Origin of the sequence: Massilia sp. UBA6681, assembly GCF_002454935.1 — a bacterium.
GTDB lineage: Bacteria > Pseudomonadota > Gammaproteobacteria > Burkholderiales > Burkholderiaceae_D > Telluria > Telluria varians.
Genome location: NZ_DKJX01000084.1, coordinates 130,102 through 155,185 on the forward strand (window position 1 = coordinate 130,102; position 25,084 = coordinate 155,185).

The following is a 25,084-nucleotide window of genomic DNA, read 5'->3' on the forward strand; positions in this document are numbered from 1 at the left end:
TATGAGCAAGATTCATCCGAGCGCGATCGTCGACCCCAAGGCCGAGCTGGACAGCTCGGTCGAGGTCGGCCCGTATTCGATCATCGGCCCCGACGTGCGCATCGGCGCCGGGACCGTGGTGGGCCCGCACGTGGTCATCGAAGGCAACACGACGATCGGCAAGGACAACAAATTCTTCCAGTTCTGTTCGATCGGCGCCGCGCCGCAGGACAAGAAGTGGAAGGGCGAGCCGACCCGCCTGGAAATCGGCGACGGCAACACCATTCGCGAATTCGTCACCATGAACCTGGGCACCGCCCAGGACGTCGGCGTCACCCGCCTGGGCGACGACAACTGGATCTCGGCTTACGTGCACCTGGCGCACGACTGCCAGGTGGGCAGCCACACGATCTTCTCGAACAACGCGCAGCTGGCCGGCCACGTCCACGTGGGCGACCACGCCATCCTGTCCGGCTACGCCGGCGTGCACCAGTTCTGCAAGATCGGCGCCCATGCTTTTGTTGGCATGTACACCAGCCTGACCCAGGACGTGCCGCCCTTCGTGCTGGTGTCGGGCAACCCGGCCGGCCAGCGCGGCGTCAACATCGAAGGCCTGAAGCGCCGCGGCTTCAGCCGCGAGCAGATCGACGGCATCCGCAGCGCCCACAAGCTGGTGTACCGCTCGAACCTGACCCTCGAGGAAGCCAAGGCCGCATTGCTGGCGCTCGAGTCCGAACAGGCCGCCGCCGCGGCCGATATCCGCGCCATGCGCGAATTCCTCGACAGCGCCACCCGTGGCATCGTCCGCTGAGGTCTCGCTAGCGATGGTCGCCGGCGAGGTGTCCGGCGACATGCTCGCCGCGCGCCTCATGGCGGGCCTGCGTCCGCAGCTGCCGAACGTGCGTTTCCACGGCATCGGCGGCCCGCGCATGATCGAGCAGGGCATGCACAGCGACGTCCCGATCGAGACGCTCACCGTGCGTGGCCTGTTCGAGATCATCCCGCGCTACCGCGAGATCAAGGGCATCCAGAACACGCTGCGCGACCGCCTGCTGCGCGAGCGTCCGGCCGCCTTCATCGGCGCCGACTACCCGGGCTTCAACCTGGGCCTGGAGGAACAGCTGCGCGCGGAAGGCATCCCGACGGTCCACTTCGTCAGTCCCCAGATCTGGGCCTGGCGCGGCGGACGCATCAAGAAGATCAAGCGCGCCGTCTCGCACATGCTGGTGATCTTCCCGTTCGAGGAAGCGATCTACCGCGCCGCCGGCGTGCCGGTGACCTATATCGGGCATCCGCTGGCCGAGATGATTCCGATGAAACCCGACGTGGCGGCCGCGCGCGAGGCGCTCGGTATCGACAAGGGCGCGCGCGTGGTGACGATCATGCCGGGCAGCCGCATGGGCGAGCTGAAGTACCTGGCCGAGCCTTTCGTGGCGGCGGCGAAGCTGCTGGCCCAGCGCGACCCGAGTCTGGTGTTCATCGCGCCGATGGCCGGCGAGCGCCAGCGCGCGTATTACACCGAGATCCTGGACAAGGCCGGCCTGAGCGACGTGCCGGTGCGCCTGGTCGACGGGCAGTCGCATGCCGCCATCGCCGCCGCCGACGCGGTGCTGGTCGCTTCGGGAACGGCGACGCTGGAAGTGGCGCTGTTCAAGAAGCCGATGGTGATCGCCTACAAGGTGATGGGCGCCTCGTGGCAGATCATGCGCCACATGGGCTACCAGCCCTGGATCGGCCTGCCGAACATCCTGGCGCGCGAATTCGTCGTTCCGGAGTATCTTCAGCATGCGGCCACGCCGCAGGCACTGGCCGATGCGGTCTGGCGCCAGCTGGACGACCCGGCCGGGAGCGAGGCGCTGGCGCGCCGTTTCACCGACATGCATCACAGCCTGCTGCGCAACAGCGCCGAGGCGAGCGCGGACGCAGTGCTCCGCGTGATTGGACGTAAGAAGTGAGCACACAGTGAGCAAGAAGCGAATCAACCTCTACCCAGGCCTGCCGCCACGGCTGCGGCCGTTTACCGACGCCGACATCGTATGCGGCGTGGACGAAGCCGGACGCGGCCCGCTGGCCGGGCCCGTGTTCGCCGCCGCCGTGATCCTCGACCCGAAACGGCCGATCGAGGGCCTGCGCGACTCCAAGAAACTGACGGAAGCACGCCGCGACGAACTGGCGCCCCTGATCAAGGAGCATGCCCTGGCCTGGGCCATCGCCGAGTGCTCCTGCGAAGAGATCGATACCCTGAACATCCTGCACGCCACCATGCTGGCGATGCGCCGCGCGGTGGAAGCTTTGCAAACCGTCCCGACGATCGCCCTGATCGACGGCAACCGCTGCCCGCCGATGGAGATCCGCGCCCACGCGGTGGTGGAAGGCGACGACAAGGTGAATGCGATTTCGGCCGCCTCGATCCTGGCCAAGACCGCGCGCGACGCCGCGCTGGTGCAGCTGCACGCGCAATACCCGCAGTACTGCTTCGACCAGCACAAGGGCTATTCGACGCCGCTGCACCTGGAACGCCTGCGCCTGCACGGTCCGTCGCCGGTGCACCGCCGCTCGTTCGCGCCGGTGCGCGGGCTGCTGCAGCCCGACCTGTTCGCCGCCGCATGAGGTTCGGCGCATGAAGCACGTCAGCTCGCGCGACAACGCGTTTTATAAGGAACTGAAGGCGCTCGCCACCAGCTCGCAGGCACGCCGCAAGCTTGGCGCCAGCCTTCTCGACGGCGTCCACCTGTGCCAGAGCTGGCTCGAACTGCGCGGCGCGCCCGAGCATTGCGTGGTGTCGGAGGGCGCCCTCGGCAATCCCGAAGTCGCCGCCATCGTCGAGCGCGTCGAGGCCTTGCACGCGCACGTGACGGCGTTGCCGGATGCGCTGTTCGGCGCCATCAGCCAGGTCGAGCACGGCGTGCACATCGTGTTCGTGGTCGCCTCGCCCGTGCCCTCCAAGGCGCCCGGCCTGGTCGAATCGAGCGTGCTGCTCGATGGCGTGCAGGACCCGGGCAACGTCGGCTCGATCCTGCGCAGCGCCGCCGCTTCCGGCATCAAGCAGGTCTACTGCAGCCCGGGCACCGCTTTCTGCTGGTCGCCCAAGGTGCTGCGCGCCGCGATGGGCGCCCACTTCGTGCTCGACATCTTCGAGAACATCGAGCTCGCGCCGCTGGTGCGGGCGGCCAGCGTTCCGGTGCTGGCCACCAGCGGCTACGCTGCCGAGCGCCTGTACGCGCTCGACCTGCACCGCCCGGTCGCCTGGATCCTGGGCCACGAAGGGCAGGGCGTCTCGCAGGAGCTGCTCGAGCTGGCCACCCACCGCGTCGCCGTCCCCCATGCCGGCAAGGTGGAGTCGCTGAACGTGGCCGCCTGCGCCGCGGTGTGCTTTTTCGAGCAGCTGCGGCAAACGCAGGCGTAGACGACGGCTCGGCCTTCAGGGTAATCTGGCGGCTGATCAACTGGAGCAGAGATGGACATCGCGCATTTGCACTTCCTGGTGGCGGAAGCCGACGCTGCCCAGCGCAGGACGCTGGTCGAGCTGCTCGGCCAACTCGGCGCGCGCCGCGTGACCGACGTGCCGGATGGGCACCTGGCGCTGCAGCGGCTGGAAGCCGGCTTCTCGCCGAAGGTGGACGTCGCGATCGTCGACCTGGCGCTGCCGGGCATGGACGGACTGGAACTGATCCGCAATCTTGGTGCGCTGGGCGCGGCCGCAGAGGGCCTGCGCCTGATCGTCACCGGCGCTCAGCCGGCCGGGCTGCTGTTCTCGGTCGAGACCCTGGCCCAGGCTTATGGCGTCGACCTGCTGGGCACGACGGCCAAGCCGATCACCTCCGCCAAGCTCAAGCCCCTGCTCGACAACTACACCCCGCTGGCGCGCAGCAACGCTGCGCCCAAGGGCCCGAGCTTTTCCTTCCAGGAGATCGGCATCGGCCTGCAGAAGCGCCAGTTCGAGCCCTTCTTCCAGCCCAAGATCGAGCTCGCCACCGGGCAGGTGAAGGGCCTGGAAGCCTTCGCGCGCTGGCGCCATCCCGAGCACGGCGTGCTGGGGCCGGGATCCTTCATCGATGCGCTGGAGCAGAACAACCGCGTCGATTTCCTCGACTGGAGCATGATCGAGCTCTCCAGCGAGCGTTGCCGCTGGTTCCAGGACCAGGGCATTCCAGTTCCGATCAGCCTGAACCTGGCGCCCGAGACCCTGGCGCACCCGGCATTCGTGCGGCAGATCACCGCTTGCGTGCAGCGCCACCGTATCCTGCCCGAATACCTGACCTTCGAGATGCCCGAATCCTCGGTGCTGAACACCGACCCGGAATTCATCGAGCGCCTGGTGCGCCTGCGGATGATGGGCTTCGGCCTGGCGATCGACGACTACGGCACCGGCCGCTCGAACCTGCAACTGCTGGCGCGCATCCCGTTCACCGAACTGAAGATCGACCGCAGTTTTGTCGACGGCGCCTCCAAGCGGCGCCCGCTGGGCACGGTGCTGCGCTCCTGCCTCGGCCTCGCGCACAGCCTGGACCGCATGTCGGTCGCGGTCGGTGTGGAAACGCGCCAGGACTGGGACTTCCTGCAGAACCTCGGCTGTACCTATGCCCAAGGCTACCACATTGCCAATCCGATGGAAGCGGGGGCCTTCCCCGGCTGGCTCGAGGACTGGCGGCACTTCTTCTGATTTGGCTTTTAGGACGCCAGGACAAAAGCTGTTGCTGGCTTGAACGGTGACATGCTCGTAACGAAGCCATATGGCTGCCCGCTATCGGCCAGGAGCAGCCGTTTCGACCTACTGTGAAGATTGTGTGTTTCGAACGGCATTCGCGCTGGCTCGCGGTCGACTTTCCTCTTCAAGCGAGTAAGATTGACCATAGCGTACTCAACCAGCAGCGCAGGCTATCTTTTATGCACGTCAAATTGATTTCCATCTTCGCAGTTGTCGCTGGCATCACTTCAGCCCACGCAGCTGCTCCAAGGGACCACTTGTCCCAACTGGATAAACGTTATGTTTCGGAGAAGGGCAAGTATGGCGGACCCAAGTTCTTTACAGTTCCTGTCGTGCAAGAGGCCCTGGCCACAGCGGTTCCGCGGGATTGGCGACGGGCGATGATGAATGAGCTAGTTGAAACAACAAATGCACTTGTAGACGGATATCTGGTTGTCAGCGCATGTAAGCCACAATTCTGTCCGGACAAGAATTATGCGGCGACAGTTCGTGTCGCTGACGGTGCGGCCTTGTTTATTGTCTTTGATAACGACCGTGGTCGAATCAAAGATGCAGAGCCACAATGTTTTTCGTCAGCGTTCGACAAGGTTTCGCAACTGCCTAATTCAGTCCTACATGAACTCCGGGAGCGAAGCGCACTCGGGAGTATCGATGGCACCTCGCTTCGCTGTGCGGTCAGCCGGCGATAACATGAACTTCCTGAACTCGGCAAGAACCGTTATCGCCCCTGAGTGTACGACTGCAACGGAGCGGCCTCGGCCAAAGGACGGCAAACGGCCAACAGCGGACAATCCACATCTCGAATTTATGACAGACATGCTAGTAAAAGCTACTCTGGCGCTGTGCCTTGCGACGGCCTGCGCTTCAACTTTTGCACAGGCCGACCAAGTTGTGTCGTGCAAGCCGTTGGTTCAAGATGCTGTTGCGGACGAAGCCGGCAGTCCATTGCAAGCTAAGCCACAGGAGCGAGAATTATGTTTTCCTGGCGATCAAGACTGTTTAGATCGTGGAGGGATCGCAGCAGAAAATATATGGAAGAGCGCAACTAATCCTGAGCAGGTGAAGAGCGTTTTGCTGGAATACGCCGACTATACAGGGCGAGTATTCGAAGTGGATATACCGAGTAAAGGCGGAAAGATTGTCCGCATAGAGAGGTTCGTAGGAAATGCCTACTGCGTGCGCGATACGTATTTTCTGTACCAAAAAGACACTTACCGCTTAATTGATAGTCCTGCACTGGAAGGCCTATCCGCTGAAGCAGGAAACTGTGGCGATGTCGGGATAACGCTCAAAGCGATCGCCGAGCCGCTCCTCGTTACCAAGTTCTACGGCGTTGTGACTGCATACCAATTTGGTGACGATTTTGAGCTGAAAAAGGTGTGCAGTGAACGGTATCGAGCTCCTCGACTAGCACAATGATCACTTCAGGCACACCAAAGCAATTCATATGTCTGCAATGGGTCGGTATGGTCCTTCGTGACAGTTGGCGATTTTCCGTGCTTGGCAACCTGCTATGCTGAGCTCAACAGCCGGGTTCTGCCAAGAGCGGTAATACCCGTATCTGAGGAAAGACATGTTCAGTCTGCAGAGCATTAAGGAATGGTTTCTTTCTAGACGACCAAAGCCGTTGCGTGAAATACTGGCCGTTGAGTTTGATGACGCACGAGTCAAGGTGCTCGTCCTTGGGGGACTTGATCCTGCTTGGAATCAAGAATTCCTGTGGGACGACATCTCGCGCGTTTGCTTCAAGGATGAAGGCCTGTACTCTTCAGACTCGATCATCATCCAACTGCACGGACGAGAGGGCCCCGTTGTAGTGCCGAGCGAGGCCAAGGGCAGCTCTGATTTTTTTGGAGCGTTGACGGAGCGCGGCTATTTTCCCGAAGAGGTTTGGCGCCGTGCAATGGGGGAGACCAGTGGCGCCGTGCATTGCTGGCCTCCGCTTGAAAGCAAAAAGAGCTGATCGTTCGACCGCTGTCACGGTCCGCTCTGGGTCGCAAGCAGACTGACCAGGTAGGTCGTCTGCCAGCCATTAGCAGGCGATTGAACTTACTGAACAGGCGGCTCGAAAGATGAAAAGAACTCTTTCGCGACTTACCTTTACTAGCCTCGCGTTAGCCGCAGCAACTACGCTTGCACTACTCTCGGTCAGTGTTGAACGCGTAGGTCCGGAGCAGGTCCAGCATGGAAATCTTTGTGGAGCTCCACGCTTCGAGCCTTGCTATAAGCCTGCACTCAAGGGCGGGTTCCCTATCGGGTATCTGTATGATCAGCCAGGCATTTCCGTCGAGGGGAAGCTTGCGTTTATCGAAGACAAGTTATACATCGGTGCACTGTTGGCTAACATCGCTATCTATTTCGGCGCCCTGATGCTAGTTGGCTGGATTGTCAAACGCCGCCGACCGCGTTGACTGACAATTGAGTCCCGTATTGGACGGAAGGACTGGCTTCCATTAAATGATCGAGAACGGCCAGAAGCGGACGTCACCTTGGCTTGGCTCCACCGTTTTCCCAGACCTTTAATACTCGCGCCGGTCCGGCTTGATCTCTTGCAGGATAGTCGTAGCGATTTCCTCGATCGACTTGGTGGTCGAGGACAGCCAGCGGATGCCCTCGCGGCGCATCATCGCTTCCGCTTCGTTCACTTCATAGCGGCAATTCTCGATCGACGCGTACTTGCTGCCGGCGCGGCGTTCGTTGCGGATCTGCGAGAGGCGCTCCGGGGTGATCGTCAGCCCGAACAGCTTGGCCTTGAACGGCGGCAGCGAAGAGGGCAGCTTGCCGCGCTCGAAGTCGTCGGGAATCAGCGGGTAGTTCGCTGCCTTCAGGCCATATTGCATCGCCAGGTAGAGGCTGGTCGGCGTCTTGCCCGAGCGCGACACCCCGACCAGGATCACATCCGCCTCGGCCAAATTCTTGTGCGACTGACCGTCGTCATGGGCCAGCGAAAAGTTGATCGCTTCGATTCTGTTCTTGTACTCCTCGGTGTCCACTGCATTGTGGATGCGTCCGATCGTGTGCGTCGACTTGACGCCCAGTTCCTGCTCGAGCGGCGAGACGAAGGTCTGGAACAGGTCCATGTGCATGCCGCGGGCGGCACGGATGATGCTCGACAGGTCGTGCTTCACCAGGGTCGAGAACACGATCGGCCGCTGGCCGTCGCGCGCGAAGCTGTCGTTGATGCGGCGCGCGGCCTCGTGGGCCTTCTCGACCGAGTCGATGAAGGGCAGGCGAATCTGGCGGAAACGCATCTCGAACTGGCTCAGCACTGCGTGGCCGAAGGTCTCCGCCGTGATGCCGGTCCCGTCCGAGACGAAGAAGACGGTGCGCGAGGAAGGGGCGGAACCCGGGGTGGGCGAAGCGGTGGTTTCTACGATCATGGTGTCGAAATACTAAGTCATTCTGACAAAGTTGCAGCGAGGTTTGCCGCTCACGCGGTAAAATGCTCGGCAACGGTTCTGCATTGTGCTGCACGACGGCCAGAATAACAAGAACACCCCGTCGTCCCGCACGATGCACCAAAGCGTCTAACAAAACCTTCAGGGCAAGGCGCACCGTCGAAGACAGTACGCCTGTACGGCGAGACGGTGAACGCAGCCATGGAGGTTTTGTTAGGCGCTTTAGGCAGCCACAAGGTTTCTATCTCAAGTAAGGGTGCATCACCATGACTAACCTGTCTGTAGCAGCATTGAAGGAGCCTGAGCAAGCATCACGGGTCTATGTAGCATCGTTCGAGAACCTGCGCATGACCGACGTCGAGTCGGTCGGCGGCAAGAACGCCTCGCTGGGCGAGATGATCTCGCAGCTGGCCAGCGCCGGCGTGCGCGTGCCGGGCGGCTTCGCCACCACGGCCGACGCCTTCCGCGACTTCCTCGAGCACAGCGATGGCGGGCCTTCGCTGGCGCAACGCATCGCCACGCGCCTGGAAGGCCTGGACATCGACGATGTCCGTGCGCTGGCCAGTGCCGGCCTTGAAATCCGCCAGTGGATCGTCGACACCCCGTTCCAGCCGCGCCTGGAACAGGAAATCCGCGCCTTCTACGAGCGCCTGGTCGCCGATTCCGACACCGAAGTCTCCTTCGCCGTGCGCTCATCGGCCACCGCCGAAGACTTGCCGGACGCGTCCTTCGCGGGCCAGCAGGAGACCTTCCTGAACGTGGTCGGCATCGACAACGTGCTCGAAGCCATGAAGCACGTCTTCGCTTCCCTCTACAACGACCGCGCGATCTCCTACCGCGTCCACAAGGGCTTCACCCACGCCGAAGTCGCGCTGTCGGCCGGCGTGCAGCGCATGGTCCGTTCGGACACGGGCGCCGCGGGCGTGATGTTCACCATCGATACAGAATCTGGCTTCAAGGACGTGGTCTTCGTCACCTCGAGCTACGGCCTGGGCGAGACGGTGGTGCAGGGCGCGGTGAATCCGGATGAGTTCTATGTCCACAAGCCGATGCTGGCCCAGGGCAAGCTGCCGGTCATCCGCCGCAACATCGGCTCGAAGCTCATCAAGATGGAGTTCACCAGCGAAGCCAAGGCCGGCCGCTCGGTGCGCACCGTCGACGTGCCGATCGAGATGCGCAACCGCTATTCGCTGACCGATGCCGAAGTGGTCGAGCTGGCCAAGTACGCCGTCATCATCGAGAACCACTATGGCCGTCCGATGGACATCGAGTGGGGCAAGGACGGCCGCGACGGCAAGCTGTACATCCTGCAGGCGCGTCCGGAAACCGTGAAGTCGCAGCAGAAGGCCACCGACGCCCAGCAGCGCTTCAGCCTGAAGGGCACCGGCACCGTCTTGACGAGCGGCCGCGCGATCGGCCAGAAGATCGGCGCCGGTCCGGTGCGCGTGATCCACGATCCGAGCGAGATGGAGCGGGTGCAGCCGGGCGACGTCCTGGTGGCCGACATGACCGACCCGAACTGGGAACCGGTCATGAAGCGCGCCTCGGCCATCGTCACCAACCGCGGCGGGCGTACCTGCCACGCGGCGATCATCGCGCGCGAGCTGGGCGTGCCGGCCGTAGTCGGCTGTGGCGACGCCACCGAGGCGCTGAAGGACGGCACCTTTGTTACCGTCTCGTGCGCCGAAGGCGACGAGGGCAAGATCTACGACGGCTTGCTGGAAACCGAGATCACCGAAGTCTCGCGCGGCGAGCTGCCGCCGATCCCGACCAAAATCATGCTCAACGTCGGCAACCCGCAGCTGGCCTTCGACTTCCAGTCGGTGCCGAACGGCGGCGTCGGCCTGGCGCGCCTCGAGTTCATCATCAACAACAACATCGGCGTGCACCCGAAGGCCATCCTCGAGTACCCGAACATCGACGTCGACCTGAAAAAGGCGGTTGAGTCGGTGGCACGCGGCCACGCCTCGCCGCGCGCCTTCTATGTCGACAAGCTGGCGGAGGGTGTTGCGACCATCGCCGCGGCCTTCTGGCCCAAGCCGGTGATCGTGCGCCTGTCCGACTTCAAGTCGAACGAGTACAAGAAGCTGATCGGCGGTTCGCGCTACGAGCCGGACGAAGAGAACCCGATGCTGGGCTTCCGCGGCGCCGCGCGCTATCTGGCCGAGGACTTCGCCGAGTCCTTCGAGATGGAATGCATGGCCATGAAGCGCGTGCGCGAAGACATGGGCCTGACCAACGTCGAGATCATGATCCCGTTCGTGCGCACCCTGGGCCAGGCCGAGAAGGTCATCGAGCTGCTGGCCAAGTATGGCCTGAAGCGCGGCGAGAACGGCCTGCGCGTCATCATGATGTGCGAAGTGCCGTCCAACGCGATCCTGGCCGAACAGTTCCTGCAGTATTTCGACGGCTTCTCGATCGGCTCGAACGACCTGACCCAGCTCACCCTGGGCCTGGACCGCGACTCCGGCATGGAGCTGCTGGCCAAGGACTTCGACGAGCGCGACCCGGCCGTGAAAGCCATGCTGAGCCTCGCCATCAAGGCCTGCCGCGCCCAGGGCAAGTACATCGGCATCTGCGGCCAGGGGCCGTCGGATAACCCGGACTTCGCCGAGTGGCTGGTGGGCGAGGGCATCGAGTCGATGTCGCTCAATCCGGACTCGGTGATCGAGACCTGGCAGAAGCTGGCCGCGAAGTAAGCAGGCCAGGGCAGTAGCCACAACCCCGCTCGCCGCGCAGGCAGCGGGGTTTTTTCATTCCGCTGCCTTCGCACGGGCTGGCCACACGCCCGCTCAGGCGTGCTTGCCGGCCTTCAGGTGGGCGCGGGCAGCGGAGGCCTTGGTTGGCGCAGGGGTCGGTGCCGTCGCATGGGCGGCGGCCGCGGGTTGAAGGGCGAAGGCAGTCTTATGCGCAGGCGATAAAGCTCGGCCGGGAAGCTTCCTTTCCAGGACAGACCTGCTACACTGGCATCGATAACTCTTTGCCAGAAAGCACACAATAATCAAGCGCATCGACATCGTTGAGCCCTCGCCGCCTGTCGCAGGCCGCGGGGGTTTTTTACTTTTCTGATCCACCACTTCAAGGAGACACGCCAATGACGGACTGGATGAGCTGGCTGGTAGTGGCCGGCATCCTCGTGATCGCCGAACTGTTCACCGGCACCTTTTATCTCTTGATGATCGCGATCGGCCTGAGCGCCGGCGCGCTGGCCGCCCTGGCGGGCGCCAGTGGCCCGATGCAGACCCTGGCTGCCGCATTGGTCGGCCTGGCCGCAACCGCGCTCCTGCACCGCAGCCGCTTCGGCAAGCCGGCCAAGCTTGATGCGACCCGCGACCGCAACGTCAACCTCGACATCGGGCAGCGCGTCGCGGTAGCGCATTGGGTGGATGGCCGCGCCCGCGTGATGTACCGCGGCGCGCTGTGGGACGTCGAACTCGGCCCCGGCGCGCAGCCTGAAGCAGGGGACTACCGCATCGTCGAGGTGCGCGGCAGCCGGCTGATCCTCGCTAATTCATAAGACCAACTAATAATTAATACTCATCTATAAGGGATGCTCATGGAATTCACGTTCGGCACTGTGGCGCTGGTGTTCTTCATCATTGCGCTGGTATTCATCTTCAAGACCATCAACGTGGTGCCGCAGCAGCACGCGGTGGTGGTCGAACGACTCGGCAAGTTCCACGCCGTGCTGGCGCCCGGCCTGAACATCGTGGTGCCCTTCATCGACCGCATCGCCTACAAGCACAGCCTCAAGGAAATCCCGCTGGACGTGCCGCCGCAGGTCTGCATCACCAAGGACAACACCCAGCTGCAGGTCGACGGCATCCTGTACTTCCAGGTGACCGACGCCATGCGCGCCTCCTACGGCTCGTCGAACTACATCCAGGCCATCACCCAGCTGGCCCAGACCACGCTGCGTTCGGTGATCGGCAAGATGGAGCTCGACAAGACTTTTGAAGAGCGCGATCACATCAACACCACCATCGTCAACGCGATCGACGAGTCGGCCGCCAACTGGGGCGTCAAGGTGCTGCGCTACGAGATCAAGGACCTGACCCCGCCGGCCGAGATCCTGCACGCGATGCAGCGCCAGATCACCGCCGAGCGCGAGAAGCGCGCCCTGATCGCCGCTTCCGAAGGCCGTCGCCAGGAACAGATCAACATCGCCAGCGGCGAGCGCGAAGCGGCGATTGCCCGTTCCGAGGGCGAGCGCCAGGCCGCGATCAACCGCGCCCAGGGCGAAGCCAGCGCCATCGTGGCCCTGGCCGATGCGAGCGCCGCCGCGCTGCGCCAGGTGGGCGCGGCGATCCGCGAACCGGGCGGCATGGACGCGGTCAACCTGCGCGTGGCCGAGCACTACGTCGACGCCTTCGGCAAGCTGGCCAAGACCAACAATTCGCTGATCGTCCCGGCCAACATGGGCGACATGAGCAGCGTGATCGCCAGCGCGCTGCAGATCGTGAAATCGCAGCAACCGGACATCCTCCGATGACGCGCGTGGTGATCATCACCGGCGCCTCGGATGGCATTGGCGCCGAGATCGCTCGCCAGCTGGCGGCAAAAGAAGGCGCGAGCGTGGCCTTGGTGCTGGCGGCGCGTAACGCGGCCCAGCTCGACACGGTGGCGGGCGAATGCGCGGCGCTGGGCGCGCAGACGCTGGTGGTAGCGACCGACGTCGGCGTGCAGATTCAGTGCCGGCGACTGGTGGTCAGCGCCGTCGAGCACTTCGGGCGCATCGACGTCCTGGTCAACAACGCCGGCCGCTCGGCCCATGCGCTGTTCGAGGAAGTCGAGGACCTGTCCTGGTACGAGGAGCTGATGCGCGTGAACCTGTGGGGCGCGGTCTGGTGCACCCAGGCCGCGCTGCCGGCGCTGAAGGCCTCGAGGGGCCGCATCGTTGCGGTGTCCTCGCTGGCCGGCCTGGTCGGCGTGCCGGGGCGCACCGCCTACAGCGCCACCAAGTTTGCCATGACCGGCTTCTTTGAAGCGCTGCGCGCCGAAGTGAAGGGCCATGGCGTGTCCGTGACCACCGCCTATCCGGGCGTGGTGGCGACCAGGATCCGCTACCGCGGCTTCAATGCGCAAGGGGAGCCGATGGGCGCGAGTGCACTGAACGAGGAGGGCGCGATGAGCGTGGAAGAATGCGCACGCCTCATCATCGAAGGGATGGAGGCGCGCCGGCGCGAAGTCGTCATGACGGCCAAGGGCAGGCTCGGGCGCTTCCTCAAGCTGATCGCGCCCGGCCTGGTGGAAAAGATGGCGCTGGCGGCCCTCAAGGAGGACGTTCGTCCCCGTTGACTTAGCCGTCTTCGCCGGCCACATGCGGCCCGGCGCGTCGGATGGTGAGCTGTCGATGTACCGTCGTGCTTGCGCCACGACTGTCGGTGACGGTCAGGCTGGCGCGGTAACTCCCTGGCGCGCCATAGGCATGCTAGCCGCTCGCATTCCCCGCGCCATTGCGCTCGCTTACGACAGCGGCATCCTTGCTTTCATCGCCCCATGTCCACGTCGCCCTGTGGATGTCACCCAGCTTGGCTTCCTTGAAGGCGGCGGAAAAGCTCGACAGCGCCTGCGCCACGATCGCGCCATTGTCCGATATGGCGAGCGCGTTCCGCAGTACCAGTGCCGGACGATCTGCGCGTAGGAAGGATCGATAGCGCCGCAGTACTGAACCCGGAAGTTCTTGATCTGCATCAAAGAAACTGCGAGCCCGGGAGAGCAGACTGGCACCGATTCTCTCAAACGGCAAGCGCCTGATTGGTGCCGGATGTCCTGACCGGTACAGACCTGTAGGGCTTAGTGATGGAGGTTGCCATGTACCAGCGTATCCTGCTCCCGACCGACGGTTCGGAGGCATCCCAGCGTGCTATCCGGGCCGGCGTCGACTTCGCCAAGAGTCTGGGCGCCGAGGTGGTCGGCATGACCGCCACGCCCGAATTCCATACCTTCACCGCCAATGCCGAGATGATGGAGCAAACCCGCGACCAGTATCTCGCATCCAGCAGGGCGCACGGGCAGCGCCTCCTGGACGAGGTGGCGGCGCTGGCGCGCGATGCGGGTGTGCCCTGCAGCTGCGTGCAAGTCGTCTCCGACGAGCCGTACGAAGCCATTATCGCCACGGCGCGCGAACGGCTCTGCGACCTGATCGTGATGGCATCGCATGGGCACAAGGGCATCAAGGGACTGCTGCTGGGCAGCGAAACACAGAAAGTGCTGGTCCACAGCCTGATTCCGGTGCTGGTGCACCGCTAGGCGCGCGGGAGAATGGCATTCATGTACAAACGCATCCTGGTGCCGACCGACGGCTCGGCGGTCGCCGAGGCGGCCGCCGACACCGCCATCGATCTTGCGCGTGCGTGCGGCAGCGAGATCGTCGCGCTGTGCGTCGCCCTTCCCGAGCCGGTCCTGCAGGCGCTCGAAGGTTCGATGACCTACGATCCGGGCGCGCGGGCCGACGTGCTGCTGGAGCATGCCACCCACTATGTCGATGCCATCGCCGCGCGCGCACAAGCGGCCGGCGTGCCTTGCACGAAAGTGACGACCAATGCGCTCGACGTGGCCGAGGCGATCGCCGACGCGGCGCGCCAGCACGGTTGCGACCTGATCGCGATGGGATCGCACGGGCGGCGCGGGATCAGCCGCTTGCTGGCCGGCAGCGTCACGCAGGCGGTGCTCGCCTATGCGCCGGTCCCGGTGATGGTGCTGCGCCCGGTGGCTGGCGACGTCCGGGCCCCGGCGGATGCGCAGGCGCTGGCGAGGGCCTGGCCAGCCAGGGATCCCGACTAGGGGCGCCGGTGCAGCGTGGGGCAGCGGGATTCCGCGTCCACGTTCTCCGATAGCGGGTGTTCCCGCGGGGAGGGCGAAGGATGCCCGTGCTCACGAGGCCGCCGCATGCGCACCATGCCGTCGGCGGCGCCCTCCAGCGCGAAGCCGAGGCCGGCGGCAAGCCTGTGCATCCGCGTGTTTTCCGGGAGCGCGAGGCCTTCGAGGAGCGGCACGCCGCGCGCGTCGCAGTAATCGAGCAGGCTGGACAACAGGATCCGCCCCAGCCCGCATCCTTGCAGGTCCGATCGCACCGTCACGGCGAATTCGCCGCGCAGGTCGTCCGGGTCGAATACGACGCGCGCCACGCCCAGCGTCTCGCTGCCGGCCGGCACGGCGCGGGTGGCGATCAAGGCCATTTCGCGTGCGTAGTCGATCTGCGTGAAGCGCGCCAGCTGTTGCGGAGAGAGTTCGCGCATCATGCCGAACATGCGCATGTGCACGTCCTCAGGGCTCAAGGCCTTGAAGAAGTCCACATGCGCAGCCGCGTCCTCGGGCCGGATCGGGCGGATCGTCAGCGGCCCGATGCTGCTGGCGACCTGGCGTTCGAGGTGTTCCGGGTAGGGCAGGATGGCCAGGCGCGCGCTGCCGTCGCGGCCCGGCGGCACCGGTTCCAGCCGCATGCGGGCGTCGAGCGCCACCACGCCGCCGGCGTCCGCCAGCAGTGGATTGATGTCGAGCTCGACGAGCTCGGGCAGGTCGGCCGCCATCTGTCCGACCCGCACCAGCACGTCGCATAGCGCGTCCAGGTCGGCCGGGGGCAGGTTGCGGTAGCCGGCCAGCAGCCGCGCCACCCGGGTGCGCTTGACGAGGTCGGCGGCCAGTACCCGGTTCAGTGGCGGCAGCCCGACCGCCTGGTCGGCCGTGACCTCGACCGCGATGCCGCCATGGCCGAACAACACCACCGGACCGAATACCGGATCCGTGGTAATGCCGATGATCAGCTCCAGTGCCTGTGGCCGGCGCGCCATGGCCTGCACCGTAAACCCGGCCAGCCGCGCCTGCGGGCGCAGGCTGGCGACACGCGGGAGCATCGCATCGAGGGCCGCGCACAAGGCGTCTTCGTCCTCCAGGTCAAGGACGACGCCGCCGACCTCGGTCTTGTGCGCAAGGTCCGGCGACTGGATCTTGAGCGCGACGGGAAAGCCGATCCGGCGCGCCGCCGCCAGCGCAGCGCCCCGGTCCGCGACGCTCTCCGTGGGCACCACGGGAATGCCGTACGCAGCCAGCAGGCGTTTGGTGTCGGTCTCGCCGATCTCCCTTGCTCCACCGGCCAGCAGGGCCTCGACCTGGGACCTTGCTGCATCGCGGTCCGGTACCGCCATCTCGCTTGGGCCCGGCGCCTGCACCAGGATGTCGCTGTTGCGCCGGTAGTCGACCAGTTGCTGGAAGCCCTTGACCGCTTCCTCCGGCGTGTCGAATACCGGCACGCCCGCCTCGATGCACAGGTGGCGCGCACCGGCCACGCTCGGCCCGCCCAGCCAGCAGCACAGCACCGGACGGCTGCTGCCGTTGATGAGCGGCAGCACGGCGGCGGCGATCTCGCTGCTCGCCACGATGGCGGTCGGAGCATGGATCAGTAGCACCCCGTCGACTTCAGGCGCATCCAGCAGCGCGGCCAGCGCGTGGCGGTAACGCTCGGCAGGGGCATCGCCGACGATGTCGACCGGATTGCCGTGCGACCACAGCGGGGGCAGGCCTTCGTCCAGGCGCGCCACCGTATCTGGTGCGAGCCGGGCCGGTACGCCGCCCCCGTCGAGCAGGGCGTCGGTCGCCATCACGCCCGGCCCGCCGCCGTTGGTGAGGATGGCCAGCCGCTCGCCGCGCGGAGGCCGGGTACGGGCCAGGGTCGCGACCGCGTCGAACAGCTCGGCCGTCGTGTAGACCCGCAGCATGCCGGCGCGGCGGATGGCTGCGTCGTAGACCAGGTCGGAGCCGGCCAGCGCGCCGGTATGACTGAATGCGGCGCGCGCCGCGTCGGCGCCGCGGCCGGACTTGACGATCAGGGTAGGCTTGCCGCGCGCCGCTCCGCGCGCCGCGCTCATGAACTTGCGGGCCTGGCGCACGCTTTCGGCGTACAGGAGGATGGCATCGGTGCCCGCGTCGCCGGCCAGCCAGTCGAGCAGGTCGCCGAAATCGATGTCGCTGCCGTCGCCCAGCGAAACGAAACAGGAAAAGCCGATGCGGCGGGCCGCCGCCCAGTCGAGCACGGCGGTAACCAGGGCGCCGGACTGGGCCACGAAGGCCAGCCGCCCGGGGAGCGCCGCGGCGGGCGCGAAGCTGGCGTTCAGGCCGATGCCCGGCACCAGCAGGCCGACACAGTTGGGCCCGAGGATGCGCAGCAGCCACGGTCGGGCGGCGTCGAGCATGGCCTGGCGCAAGCTTTGCCCCGGATCGCCTTCGGTCGCGGGAGCGTCCAGGCCGGCGCTGATGACGATGGCGGCGCGGCAGCCGGCCGCGCCGAGTTCGCGTATCAGGCCGGGTACGGTAGCGGCCGGTGTGCAGATCACGGCCAGCTCCGGTACGGCCGGCAGGTCGGCGACGCTGCGCCATGCCTGCTGCCCGCCAACCCGGGCATGGCGCCGGTTCACGGGCCACAGCGGCCCGCGGAAACCGCCGGCGACGAGGTTGTTCCACACAGTGGCGCCGACGCTGCCCGCACGGTCGGAAGCGCCGAGCACGGCCACGGACGCGGGCGCGAACAGGTGATTCAGGTTGCGGATGCTCATGGATGCTCCTGCCGGTTGCCGCCAAGCGCCCCAAGCCTGTCGAGGCTGGATGACCCCTTCTTTGACCGTCGAACGCATGCGGCCTTGCAGCGATTTTAGCCCATTTGATCTGCATCAAATACAGGGTAGGGGGGAAAGAGCGAGACTGCCACCTCTACCCCGGTCAACATCGAAGGTGTCATCATGCTTGCCTCGTCAGCGCCCGCGCCGGGCGCCCACACCATCGTGCGCGCATTGGCGCATGCGCGCAAGCTGCTGCTGGCGCAGGTCCGCACCGTTGCGGGCGAGCCGGACGAACGTTTTCCTGCCGCGTTCGTGCACCTGAGCGCTGCCGTCGAAGCCGCCTTCCGTCGCGAGGAGGCGCTGATGGAAGCGACCGGGTTTTCCGGGGTGCACGAGCAGCGCCGCGACAATGCCCTGCTGCTCAACGCCCTGCATCACGCGGTGCCCCTGGTGGAAGCCGGCGACCTGGGCGTCGGCCGGGCGGTCGTGGCTGCCTTGCCGGACCTGCTGTCGCTGCACCGCTTCTGCGGCCTGCGCGTGCTGGCCACGGCGCGCGGCGCGGTGCTGGCCCTGCGCCGGGGACGTGTGCCGGGGCCGCTCGCGGGACGCGCCGCGGCGCGTCTGGCGGCACGCCGCCAGCGCCAGGCCGAGTTTCCGATGTCATTGCCAACGGGAGAAGACCGATGAGCTACAGGACCATTCTCGTACATGCCGACGAGTCGCGCCATGCCCCGCAGCGCATCCGGCTCGCGGCCAGGCTGGCTGCCGAGCACGAGGCGCACCTGATCGGCGTCGCCGCCATCGGCGTCTCGCGCGAGGTCTTCCCGCACGGCTACCCTGCGGCGCCGGGCAGCCTCGAAGCCAGCTATTTCGGCCCCCTGAACGAGTCAGCAGCGCGTGCGCTCGACAGATTCGGCGTGCTCGCCGGCGAGGCCGGCGTCGCGTTCGAGAAGCGCCTGGTCTGCGACCTCGCCAGCGAGGCCCTGGCGCGGATGGGACGCTTTGCCGACCTGGTCGTCGTCAACCAGGACGACCTGACGGAGGCCCTGGCCGAAACCGTCGGGCGTATTCCCGAGTACGTTGCCTTCACTTGCGCCCGCCCGGTGCTGGTCGTTCCCTGCGCGCCGGTGACGCATTTCATGGGGCGGCATGTCCTGGCCGCCTGGAATGGCAGCAAGGAAGCATCGGCCGCACTGCTGGCCGCGGTGCCGCTGATGCGGCGCGCGGTGCGCGTGACGGTCGTTTCCTTCCGCTCGCCCGGCAACACCGACCTGGAAGACGCACAGCAGAGGGCCGACCTGACCGCTTTCCTTGCGCGCCACGAGGTCCAGGCCGAGATCATTGCCTTCAACCGCCATATCGATGGCGGGCAGGCCCTGCTCACGCTGGCCAACCAGGAGGCCTACGATGTGCTCGTCATCGGATGCTACGGGCACTCGCAGTTTCGCGAACTGTTCCTCGGCGGCGTCACCAGGAAGGTGCTGCAGGAGGCGACCATGGCCGTGCTGATGGCGCGCTGAGCGTCTCTTCCTACCAAAAGGAGCTTCCATGGAAACGATGAAAGCGGCAGTATTTACCGGCCCCGGTCGGATCGCGCTCGAGCGCAAGCCGGTGCCGCAGGCCGGGCCCGGCGAAGCCATCGTCAAGGTGACGATGACGACCATTTGCGGGACCGACGTGCATATCCTGAAAGGCGAGTATCCGGTCGAGCCCGGTCTGACCATCGGACACGAACCCGTTGGCGTCATCGCCGAGCTCGGCGCGGGTGTCGAGGGCTATACGCTCGGGCAACGTGTCGTGGTCGGCGCGATCACGCCCTGCGGCCAGTGCCACGCCTGCCTGGAAGCGCACCAGTCGCAGTGCGGGGGGCATGCAATGGGGGGCTGGCGCTTTGGCAACACCATCGACGGTTGCCAGGCCGAGTACGTGCGGGTGCCGTTCGCGGCAGCGAACCTGGCCCCGGTCCCGGATGGGCTCAGCGACGAGCAGGTGCTGATGTGCCCCGATATCATGAGCACCGGCTTCGGCGGCGCCGAGAACGGCGCGATCCGCATTGGCGATACGGTGGCGGTGTTCGCCCAGGGACCGATCGGCCTGTGCGCCACCGCCGGCGCGCGGCTGCGCGGCGCCAGCCGCATCATCGCGGTCGACACCGTGCCGGCGCGGCTCGAGATGGCCAAACGGCTGGGCGCGGACCATGTCATCGATTACCGGCAGACCGATCCGGTCCAGGCCATCCTCGAACTCACCGACGGGCAGGGCGCGGACGTCACGATCGAGGCCCTGGGCACCCAGCAGACCTTCGAAAGCTGCCTGCGCGCACTGCGCCCCGGCGGCACCCTGTCGAGCCTGGGTGTGTATTCAGGCAAGCTGGGGCTGCCGGTCGACGCCTTCGCCGCCGGCCTGGGCGACCACAAGCTGATCACGACGCTGTGCCCGGGCGGCAAGCACCGCATGCGGCGGCTGATGAACATCGTGGCCTCGGGCCGGGTCGATTTGCGGCCGCTGGTCACGCACCGCTTCCCCCTCGAGCGTATCGAGGAAGCATATGAGCTGTTCGCCAACCAGCGCGACGGCGTGCTGAAGGTGGCGATCGTGCCCTGAATGGAACTGGATGCGGCACGCAGGCGCGTGCGGCGCTCCAGGGTCCGCCGATGTCAGAATGGATTCGACTGCGGCGTGAAGACCGCCGCCAGGGGGCGATGATGAACAGGCACGTGTGTCGCGCCGGCTTGGCGGCGCTGCTGGCCATGCTGGCGCCGATTGCCGCTGCGGTCCCGGAATATTTCTCGACGTCGCCGGCGGGCAGCAAGTATGCGAGTGCGCTTGCGCTCAACAACCAGGGACATTTCGCGGTCAACAGCTACGGACCCGAGACGCCGTACCAGGGTGCCGGGATCATCCGTTCGCCTTTCGGGGAACCGGTCGGCGGCCTGGGCGGCTACGTCACGCAGGTCCGCGCCCTGAACGACCTCGACGAGGCGGTCGGGATCTCGACCACGGGCACGGGCGAAGCGCACTCTTTCTTCTATTCCGACGGGCGGATGGTGGACCTGACGACCCGCTATGGCCTGCAGGATGTGCGCGACATCAACAACCGGGGCAAGATCGCCGCCCGCAGCGCGGACTTCCGCGCCGCCATACTCAGGGACGGCGTGGTGCACGTCCTGGAGCCCGACAACAGCGGGGCCGGCGACTTGAACGAGCGCGGCGAGCTGCTGGTCGGCTACTACGATTACGACAACGGCTACGTCCCGCGCACGGCGGTGTACAGCGACGGGGTCTTGTCCGAGCTGCCGCTCTTCGGAGGAAAGCCGGTGATCGGCCAGGCCATCAACGATGCCGGCTGGGTGACCGGCTCCGTCACCGGCGCCAACGGCCGCACCCACGCTTTCCTGTGGGATGGCGACACCTTCACCAACCTGACGCCCTGGGCGGCGAACAGCTTCGGCTACGACATCAACAACCGCGGCCAGGTCGTCGGCGTTACGGACGGTCGCCCCTTCCTGTATGCCGACGGCGAACTGATCGACCCGAACACCCTCATCGACCCCGGCGCCGACCTGTTGCTGGTTTCGGCTGACGAAATCAACGATCGTGGCCAGATCCTGGCCCACTCTTGCGACCGGACAGGCGTGTTCTGCTACGGCTCCACGCTGCTGACGCCGGTGCCCGGGGTGCCGGAGCCTGCGCACTTCGCGATGCTGGCGATGGGGCTGGCGCTGCTCCGGGTGCAGGGGCGGCGTGTTGCAGCCTCCCGCCCGTAGAGACATCGTCGCGAAAATATCTCTTGGCGTTTTGTCAGTATTGCGGCGAACTGTCCTGCGCTGCAGTCCGCTTAATCTGGGTTTAATGTTCGCTGCATAGGCTTGCACCATTGAAACAGCAGCAAGCAGGCCACGCATGATGAACATTCTTGAACCGCCTGCAGGCCAGGCCCTGCCGCCGCGCCTGCCGCGCCGGCCCCGAACGAGCCTCGCATGCTACGAGCGGGGCGATCCGGGACGCGCGCAGCTCGAGGCCTTCATCGCTGCCGCCTTCCTGAAGAACTACGGCGCGCATATCGCTCACTTCAGCGACACCCTGGTGGGCTGCCGCGATGCCGAGGGCGCCTGGACGGCCGCGCTGGGCTTTTCGCTGGCCGGCGCCCATCCGCTCTTCCTCGAGCATTACCTGGACGGTCCGATCGAAGCGGAGATCGGCGCGCGCCTCGGCCGTCCGGTCGCGCGCACCGACATCGTCGAGGTCGGGAACCTGGCGGCGCTGCATCCGGGCGCGGCGCGCGCCCTGATCGTCGGCACCACCAGCCTGCTGCACGGGCTCGGCCTGCGCGTGGTGGCCTTCACCGCCACCACCAGCCTGCTCAATTCCTTCAGCCGCCTCCAGCTGCGCCCGCAGGTGCTGGCGTGCGCCGATCCGGCGCGCCTGCCCGACGGCGGCAGCCAGTGGGGCAGCTATTACGACACCCACCCACAAGTCATGTTTGGCGACATTCAATATGGATATTCAGAACTTGCTCGACTCGCTGCCCGACCACGCGATCCTGCTGAGTGACGGCGAGCGCGGGCTCGACCGCGCCGCGCTTGCGCAGGGCATCGCGCGCATCGGCGCCGCGCTCGGCGCGCGCGCCCGGCCCCAGGCCCCGGTAGGAATGTTGGCCGACAATTCGCCCGAGTGGCTGATGGTCGACCTCGCCACGCAGGCGCTCGGCCTCACCCTGGTGCCGCTGCCCCTGTTCTTCACCGCGCAGCAGTGGGCGCACGTGGTGGCCGAGAGCGGCATCGGCGCGCTGTTCTGCGCCGATCCGGGGCAGGGCGCGGCGCTTGGCTTCGACGTGGCGCACGACACGGGCGGCCCGCTGGCGCTGTGCGAAAGCAGCCGCGCGCCGCGCGCCGCGCCGCTCGACGGCGTGCAGAAGCTGACCTTCACCTCCGGCACCACCTCGGCGCCGAAGGGCGTCTGCCTGTCCGCCGGGCAGCAATGGGAGGTAGCCCGCGCCCTGTGCGACGGCGTTGCGCCGCTGGGACTGGAACGCCACCTGTGCCTGCTGCCGTTCGCGGTGCTGCTCGAGAACCTGGCCGGCCCGTACACCGCCTTGCTCAGCGGCGCCACCACGATCTGTCCGCCCTTGCAGGAGACCGGGATGCGCGGCGCCAGCGGCTTCGATGCCGGCGCCTGCCTCGATGCGATCGCGCGCCATGCGCCGCACAGCATCACGCTGGTGCCGCAGATGCTGGGGGCGCTGGTGGCCGCCAGCGCGCCCGGCGACCGGCGCATCGCCAGCCTGCGTTTCGTGGCGGTGGGCGGCGGCAAGATGCCGCCGCAGCTGATCGAGGCCGCCCGGGCGCGCGGCTTCCCGGTGTTCGAGGGCTACGGGCTGTCGGAGTGCGCGTCGGTGGTGGCGCTGAACCTGCCGGGGGCCCAGCGCGACGGCAGCGTCGGGCGACCGCTGGCGCACCGGCGCGTCGCCATCGCCGCCGACGGCGAGATCCTGGTCGAGGATTGCGTCGCGCGCTACCTGGGCCAGCCGGTAGCGGCCGATCCCTGGCTGGCGACCGGCGACCTGGGGCACCTCGACGCGGACGGCTTCCTGTTCGTCGACGGCCGCAAGAAGGACATCCTGATCACCGGCTATGGCCGTAACGTCTCCCCGGAGTGGCCGGAAGCGGTCCTGCTCGGCACCGGCCTGTTCGCCCAGGCCATGGTGCTCGGCGAGGCCCAGCCTTATCTGGGCGCGCTGCTGGTGCCGGCCCGCCCCGGCCTGGCACCGGCGCAGCTGCAGGAGGCGGTCGACCGCGCCAACGCGCAGTTGCCGGACTACGCGCAGGTCCGGCGCTGGCGCCCCGTGCCGCCATTTTCTCCGGCGGCGGGCCTGCTTACCCCCAACGGGCGCCTGCGCCGCGCCGCGATCCGCGCCGCCCACGCGCACGACATCGCATCCCTGTTCGATCAACCGGAGTATTCAACGTGAACTTTTTCGACCAACTGCAATCCGTCACCCTGGCCGAGCGCCAGGAGATGTTTTCCATCCCGATCATCCAGGACGCGCTCCAGGGCCAGGTGGTGATCTCGCAGTACATCGCCTTCCTGTCGCAGGCCTACCACCACGTGAAGCACACGGTGCCGCTCCTGATGGCCTGCGGCAGCCGCCTCGGCGAACGCCACGAATGGCTGCGCGAGGCGATCGCCGAATACATCGAGGAGGAAGTCGGGCACCAGGAATGGATCCTGTCCGACATCCGCGCCTGCGGCGGCGACGCCGAAGCGGTGCGCCGCGCCCGTCCGCACCCGAGCACCGAGCTGATGGTGGCCTATGCCTATCACCAGGTGGACCGCGGCAACCCGGTCGGCTTCTTCGGGATGGTGCACGTGCTGGAAGGAACCAGCACCGCGCTGGCCACCCACGCAGCGGGCACCATCCAGAGCGCGCTGTCGCTGCCGCCGGAAGCCTTCAGTTACCTGAGTTCGCACGGCAGCCTGGACCTCGAACACGTGGCCTTCTTCGAAACGCTGATGAACCGGCTCGAGGACGACGCCGACCGTGCAGCGGTGGTCCACATGGCGCGCATGATGTACGGGCTGTACGGCAACGTGTTCCGCAGCCTGCCGCGCGGCGAGGCGCTGTTCGGGAAGGCGGCCTGAGATGGCGCGGTCACCGCAACCCGGGCGCTACCGCGCCGTCCTCACCGGCGCCAGCGGCGGCATCGGCGCCGCGATCGCTGCCCGCCTGGCCCCGCAGTGCGCGCTCTTGATCCTGGTGGGACGCCAGCGCCAGGCGCTCGAGACCCTGGCGGCGCAGCTGCGCGGCTGCGACGTCCAGATCGTCTGCGGCGACCTGTGCGATCCCCATACCGCGAGCGCCATCGCCGCCACCGCGCGCGCCAGCGGCGGGATCGACCTGTTGATCAACAACGCCGGCGTGAGCGGCTTCCACGCCTTCGAGAGCCAGGATCCCGCCGCCATCCGCGCCCAGGTCGAGACCAACCTGCTGGCGCCGATGCTGCTCACGCGCGAACTGTTGCCGCTGCTGGGTGCGGCGCCGCGGGCCCAGGTGATCAACATCGGTTCGGTGTTCGGCGCGCTCGGCTTTCCGGGCTTCGCCGCCTATGGCGCCGCCAAGGCCGGCCTGGCCGGTTTTTCGCAAGCGCTGCGGCGCGAGTACGCCGATTCGACGGTCTCGGTGCGCCATTTCTCGCCGCGCGCCACCCGCACGCCGATCAACAGCGCCGCCGTCAACGACATGAACCAGGCCTTGCGCACGACGCAGGATTCGCCCGAAGCGGTCGCGGATGCGTTCATGGCCTTCCTCGCGGGAAGTGCCGCGACCCGAACCCTGGGCTCGGCGGAACGCTTCTTCGTCCTGGTCAACAAGCTGCTGCCCGGCATACCCGACAAGGCGATCCGCAAGCAGCTGGTCCAGATTCGAAAATACTTGCCTCGATAAC

At 66.3% G+C, this 25,084-nt stretch carries 25 protein-coding genes and 1 pseudogene; 22 read left to right on the forward strand and 4 right to left on the reverse strand.

The features are described 5' to 3' along the window. Window position 1 precedes the first annotated feature (1 nt). The 8 genes from lpxA (at window position 2) to B2R83_RS14670 (ending at window position 6,650) form a co-directional block, all read left to right on the forward strand. A complete protein-coding gene (gene lpxA, locus B2R83_RS14635) occupies window positions 2–790 on the forward strand; it encodes an acyl-ACP--UDP-N-acetylglucosamine O-acyltransferase (RefSeq protein WP_036207028.1) in 789 nt (262 codons plus the stop codon). Beyond that, window positions 774–1,934, forward strand: coding sequence for a lipid-A-disaccharide synthase (gene lpxB, locus B2R83_RS14640; protein WP_414674429.1), 1,161 nt, complete (start codon window positions 774–776; stop codon window positions 1,932–1,934). The genes lpxA and lpxB overlap by 17 nt, the downstream gene beginning before the upstream one ends. A gap of 7 nt (window positions 1,935–1,941) precedes the next feature. Then, the gene (gene rnhB, locus B2R83_RS14645; protein ID WP_209586381.1) at window positions 1,942–2,589 is read left to right on the forward strand and encodes a ribonuclease HII; all 648 of its coding nucleotides are present in this window, start codon (window positions 1,942–1,944) and stop codon (window positions 2,587–2,589) included. A 10-nt stretch (window positions 2,590–2,599) separates the two neighbouring features. Beyond that, window positions 2,600–3,385 (forward strand): TrmH family RNA methyltransferase, encoded by a 786-nt coding sequence (locus tag B2R83_RS14650; protein WP_292042657.1) that lies wholly within the window; start codon window positions 2,600–2,602, stop codon window positions 3,383–3,385. A 51-nt stretch (window positions 3,386–3,436) separates the two neighbouring features. Continuing rightward, complete coding sequence (locus B2R83_RS14655) at window positions 3,437–4,642, forward strand: EAL domain-containing response regulator (protein ID WP_292042661.1); 1,206 nt, start codon at window positions 3,437–3,439, stop codon at window positions 4,640–4,642. 224 nt (window positions 4,643–4,866) lie between these two features. Beyond that, window positions 4,867–5,376, forward strand: coding sequence for a hypothetical protein (locus tag B2R83_RS14660; protein ID WP_292042663.1), 510 nt, complete (start codon window positions 4,867–4,869; stop codon window positions 5,374–5,376). A gap of 1 nt (window position 5,377) precedes the next feature. Further along, window positions 5,378–6,106: a hypothetical protein gene (locus B2R83_RS14665; RefSeq protein ID WP_292042666.1), complete on the forward strand. Its 729-nt coding sequence runs from the start codon at window positions 5,378–5,380 to the stop codon at window positions 6,104–6,106. 154 nt (window positions 6,107–6,260) lie between these two features. Further along, on the forward strand, window positions 6,261–6,650 hold the full coding sequence (locus B2R83_RS14670; RefSeq protein WP_292042667.1) for a hypothetical protein: 390 nt from the start codon (window positions 6,261–6,263) through the stop codon (window positions 6,648–6,650). A gap of 556 nt (window positions 6,651–7,206) precedes the next feature. Here B2R83_RS14670 and ppsR read toward each other — a convergent pair. Further along, window positions 7,207–8,067 (reverse strand): posphoenolpyruvate synthetase regulatory kinase/phosphorylase PpsR, encoded by an 861-nt coding sequence (ppsR, locus tag B2R83_RS14675; RefSeq protein WP_209586386.1) that lies wholly within the window; start codon window positions 8,065–8,067, stop codon window positions 7,207–7,209. Between the two features lie 284 nt (window positions 8,068–8,351). Between ppsR and ppsA the strand changes: the two genes are divergently transcribed. The 4 genes from ppsA to B2R83_RS14695 all read left to right on the forward strand — a co-directional run bounded on the left by ppsA (window position 8,352) and on the right by B2R83_RS14695 (window position 13,383). Next, window positions 8,352–10,784 (forward strand): phosphoenolpyruvate synthase, encoded by a 2,433-nt coding sequence (gene ppsA, locus B2R83_RS14680; RefSeq protein ID WP_292042669.1) that lies wholly within the window; start codon window positions 8,352–8,354, stop codon window positions 10,782–10,784. 395 nt (window positions 10,785–11,179) lie between these two features. Continuing rightward, window positions 11,180–11,602 carry an NfeD family protein gene (locus tag B2R83_RS14685; protein WP_292042672.1) on the forward strand — a complete coding sequence of 141 codons (423 nt, stop codon included), beginning with the start codon at window positions 11,180–11,182 and terminating at the stop codon, window positions 11,600–11,602. A gap of 39 nt (window positions 11,603–11,641) precedes the next feature. Beyond that, window positions 11,642–12,577 carry an SPFH domain-containing protein gene (locus B2R83_RS14690; RefSeq protein ID WP_027865287.1) on the forward strand — a complete coding sequence of 312 codons (936 nt, stop codon included), beginning with the start codon at window positions 11,642–11,644 and terminating at the stop codon, window positions 12,575–12,577. Next, entirely contained in the window at window positions 12,574–13,383 is an 810-nt protein-coding gene (locus B2R83_RS14695) for an SDR family oxidoreductase (protein WP_209586391.1), read from the forward strand. Before B2R83_RS14690 ends, B2R83_RS14695 begins: the two co-directional genes overlap by 4 nt. Before the next feature lies 1 nt (window position 13,384). On the opposite strand, the pseudogene B2R83_RS24060 reads toward B2R83_RS14695, so the two are convergent. Both B2R83_RS24060 and B2R83_RS14700 read right to left on the reverse strand, forming a co-directional pair. Further along, window positions 13,385–13,504, reverse strand: a pseudogene (locus tag B2R83_RS24060) (hypothetical protein); the annotation flags it as partial. Window positions 13,505–13,516: 12 nt separating this feature from the next. Beyond that, complete coding sequence (locus tag B2R83_RS14700; protein ID WP_292042678.1) at window positions 13,517–13,663, reverse strand: hypothetical protein; 147 nt, start codon at window positions 13,661–13,663, stop codon at window positions 13,517–13,519. A gap of 236 nt (window positions 13,664–13,899) precedes the next feature. Here B2R83_RS14700 and B2R83_RS14705 point away from each other — a divergent pair, with 236 nt between their 5' ends. Next, the gene (locus tag B2R83_RS14705; RefSeq protein WP_209586393.1) at window positions 13,900–14,337 is read left to right on the forward strand and encodes a universal stress protein; all 438 of its coding nucleotides are present in this window, start codon (window positions 13,900–13,902) and stop codon (window positions 14,335–14,337) included. A gap of 12 nt (window positions 14,338–14,349) precedes the next feature. Then, a complete protein-coding gene (locus tag B2R83_RS14710) occupies window positions 14,350–14,871 on the forward strand; it encodes a universal stress protein (RefSeq protein WP_292042679.1) in 522 nt (173 codons plus the stop codon). On the opposite strand, the gene B2R83_RS14715 is transcribed toward B2R83_RS14710, so the two are convergent. Beyond that, window positions 14,868–17,636: a bifunctional acetate--CoA ligase family protein/GNAT family N-acetyltransferase gene (locus B2R83_RS14715; RefSeq protein ID WP_292042681.1), complete on the reverse strand. Its 2,769-nt coding sequence runs from the start codon at window positions 17,634–17,636 to the stop codon at window positions 14,868–14,870. The genes B2R83_RS14710 and B2R83_RS14715 overlap by 4 nt on opposite strands. A 183-nt stretch (window positions 17,637–17,819) precedes the next feature. Between B2R83_RS14715 and B2R83_RS14720 the strand changes: the two genes are divergently transcribed. From B2R83_RS14720 to B2R83_RS14755, 8 genes are all read left to right on the forward strand, one after another. Further along, entirely contained in the window at window positions 17,820–18,326 is a 507-nt protein-coding gene (locus B2R83_RS14720; RefSeq protein WP_292042683.1) for a hypothetical protein, read from the forward strand. Then, window positions 18,323–19,159: a universal stress protein gene (locus B2R83_RS14725; protein ID WP_292042685.1), complete on the forward strand. Its 837-nt coding sequence runs from the start codon at window positions 18,323–18,325 to the stop codon at window positions 19,157–19,159. The genes B2R83_RS14720 and B2R83_RS14725 overlap by 4 nt, the downstream gene beginning before the upstream one ends. Before the next feature lie 28 nt (window positions 19,160–19,187). After that, window positions 19,188–20,243 carry an NAD(P)-dependent alcohol dehydrogenase gene (locus B2R83_RS14730; RefSeq protein WP_292042687.1) on the forward strand — a complete coding sequence of 352 codons (1,056 nt, stop codon included), beginning with the start codon at window positions 19,188–19,190 and terminating at the stop codon, window positions 20,241–20,243. A gap of 101 nt (window positions 20,244–20,344) precedes the next feature. Beyond that, window positions 20,345–21,406 carry a hypothetical protein gene (locus B2R83_RS14735; RefSeq protein WP_292042690.1) on the forward strand — a complete coding sequence of 354 codons (1,062 nt, stop codon included), beginning with the start codon at window positions 20,345–20,347 and terminating at the stop codon, window positions 21,404–21,406. Window positions 21,407–21,542: 136 nt separating this feature from the next. Next, window positions 21,543–22,193: a thermostable hemolysin gene (locus B2R83_RS14740; RefSeq protein ID WP_292042692.1), complete on the forward strand. Its 651-nt coding sequence runs from the start codon at window positions 21,543–21,545 to the stop codon at window positions 22,191–22,193. Further along, window positions 22,138–23,610 carry an AMP-binding protein gene (locus B2R83_RS14745; protein WP_292042695.1) on the forward strand — a complete coding sequence of 491 codons (1,473 nt, stop codon included), beginning with the start codon at window positions 22,138–22,140 and terminating at the stop codon, window positions 23,608–23,610. The genes B2R83_RS14740 and B2R83_RS14745 overlap by 56 nt, the downstream gene beginning before the upstream one ends. After that, complete coding sequence (locus B2R83_RS14750) at window positions 23,607–24,281, forward strand: TenA family transcriptional regulator (protein WP_292042697.1); 675 nt, start codon at window positions 23,607–23,609, stop codon at window positions 24,279–24,281. The genes B2R83_RS14745 and B2R83_RS14750 overlap by 4 nt, the downstream gene beginning before the upstream one ends. 1 nt (window position 24,282) lies before the next feature. After that, a complete protein-coding gene (locus B2R83_RS14755) occupies window positions 24,283–25,083 on the forward strand; it encodes an SDR family oxidoreductase (RefSeq protein ID WP_292042699.1) in 801 nt (266 codons plus the stop codon). The last annotated feature ends 1 nt before the right edge of the window (window position 25,084 follow it).

Coding starts and splice junctions, on each gene's coding strand:
- B2R83_RS14725 (WP_292042685.1), top strand. CDS start 18,323: ATGAGCTACAGGACCATTCTCGTACATGCCGACGAGTCGCGCCATGCC.
- B2R83_RS14715 (WP_292042681.1), bottom strand. CDS start 17,636: ATGAGCATCCGCAACCTGAATCACCTGTTCGCGCCCGCGTCCGTGGCC.
- B2R83_RS14745 (WP_292042695.1), top strand. CDS start 22,138: ATGGATATTCAGAACTTGCTCGACTCGCTGCCCGACCACGCGATCCTG.
- B2R83_RS14730 (WP_292042687.1), top strand. CDS start 19,188: ATGGAAACGATGAAAGCGGCAGTATTTACCGGCCCCGGTCGGATCGCG.
- ppsA (WP_292042669.1), top strand. CDS start 8,352: ATGACTAACCTGTCTGTAGCAGCATTGAAGGAGCCTGAGCAAGCATCA.
- B2R83_RS14705 (WP_209586393.1), top strand. CDS start 13,900: ATGTACCAGCGTATCCTGCTCCCGACCGACGGTTCGGAGGCATCCCAG.
- B2R83_RS14710 (WP_292042679.1), top strand. CDS start 14,350: ATGGCATTCATGTACAAACGCATCCTGGTGCCGACCGACGGCTCGGCG.
- B2R83_RS14660 (WP_292042663.1), top strand. CDS start 4,867: ATGCACGTCAAATTGATTTCCATCTTCGCAGTTGTCGCTGGCATCACT.
- B2R83_RS14690 (WP_027865287.1), top strand. CDS start 11,642: ATGGAATTCACGTTCGGCACTGTGGCGCTGGTGTTCTTCATCATTGCG.
- B2R83_RS14755 (WP_292042699.1), top strand. CDS start 24,283: ATGGCGCGGTCACCGCAACCCGGGCGCTACCGCGCCGTCCTCACCGGC.
- lpxA (WP_036207028.1), top strand. CDS start 2: ATGAGCAAGATTCATCCGAGCGCGATCGTCGACCCCAAGGCCGAGCTG.
- B2R83_RS14650 (WP_292042657.1), top strand. CDS start 2,600: ATGAAGCACGTCAGCTCGCGCGACAACGCGTTTTATAAGGAACTGAAG.
- B2R83_RS14665 (WP_292042666.1), top strand. CDS start 5,378: ATGAACTTCCTGAACTCGGCAAGAACCGTTATCGCCCCTGAGTGTACG.
- B2R83_RS14655 (WP_292042661.1), top strand. CDS start 3,437: ATGGACATCGCGCATTTGCACTTCCTGGTGGCGGAAGCCGACGCTGCC.
- B2R83_RS14720 (WP_292042683.1), top strand. CDS start 17,820: ATGCTTGCCTCGTCAGCGCCCGCGCCGGGCGCCCACACCATCGTGCGC.
- ppsR (WP_209586386.1), bottom strand. CDS start 8,067: ATGATCGTAGAAACCACCGCTTCGCCCACCCCGGGTTCCGCCCCTTCC.
- B2R83_RS14685 (WP_292042672.1), top strand. CDS start 11,180: ATGACGGACTGGATGAGCTGGCTGGTAGTGGCCGGCATCCTCGTGATC.
- B2R83_RS14695 (WP_209586391.1), top strand. CDS start 12,574: ATGACGCGCGTGGTGATCATCACCGGCGCCTCGGATGGCATTGGCGCC.
- B2R83_RS14670 (WP_292042667.1), top strand. CDS start 6,261: ATGTTCAGTCTGCAGAGCATTAAGGAATGGTTTCTTTCTAGACGACCA.
- B2R83_RS14740 (WP_292042692.1), top strand. CDS start 21,543: ATGATGAACATTCTTGAACCGCCTGCAGGCCAGGCCCTGCCGCCGCGC.
- B2R83_RS14735 (WP_292042690.1), top strand. CDS start 20,345: ATGAACAGGCACGTGTGTCGCGCCGGCTTGGCGGCGCTGCTGGCCATG.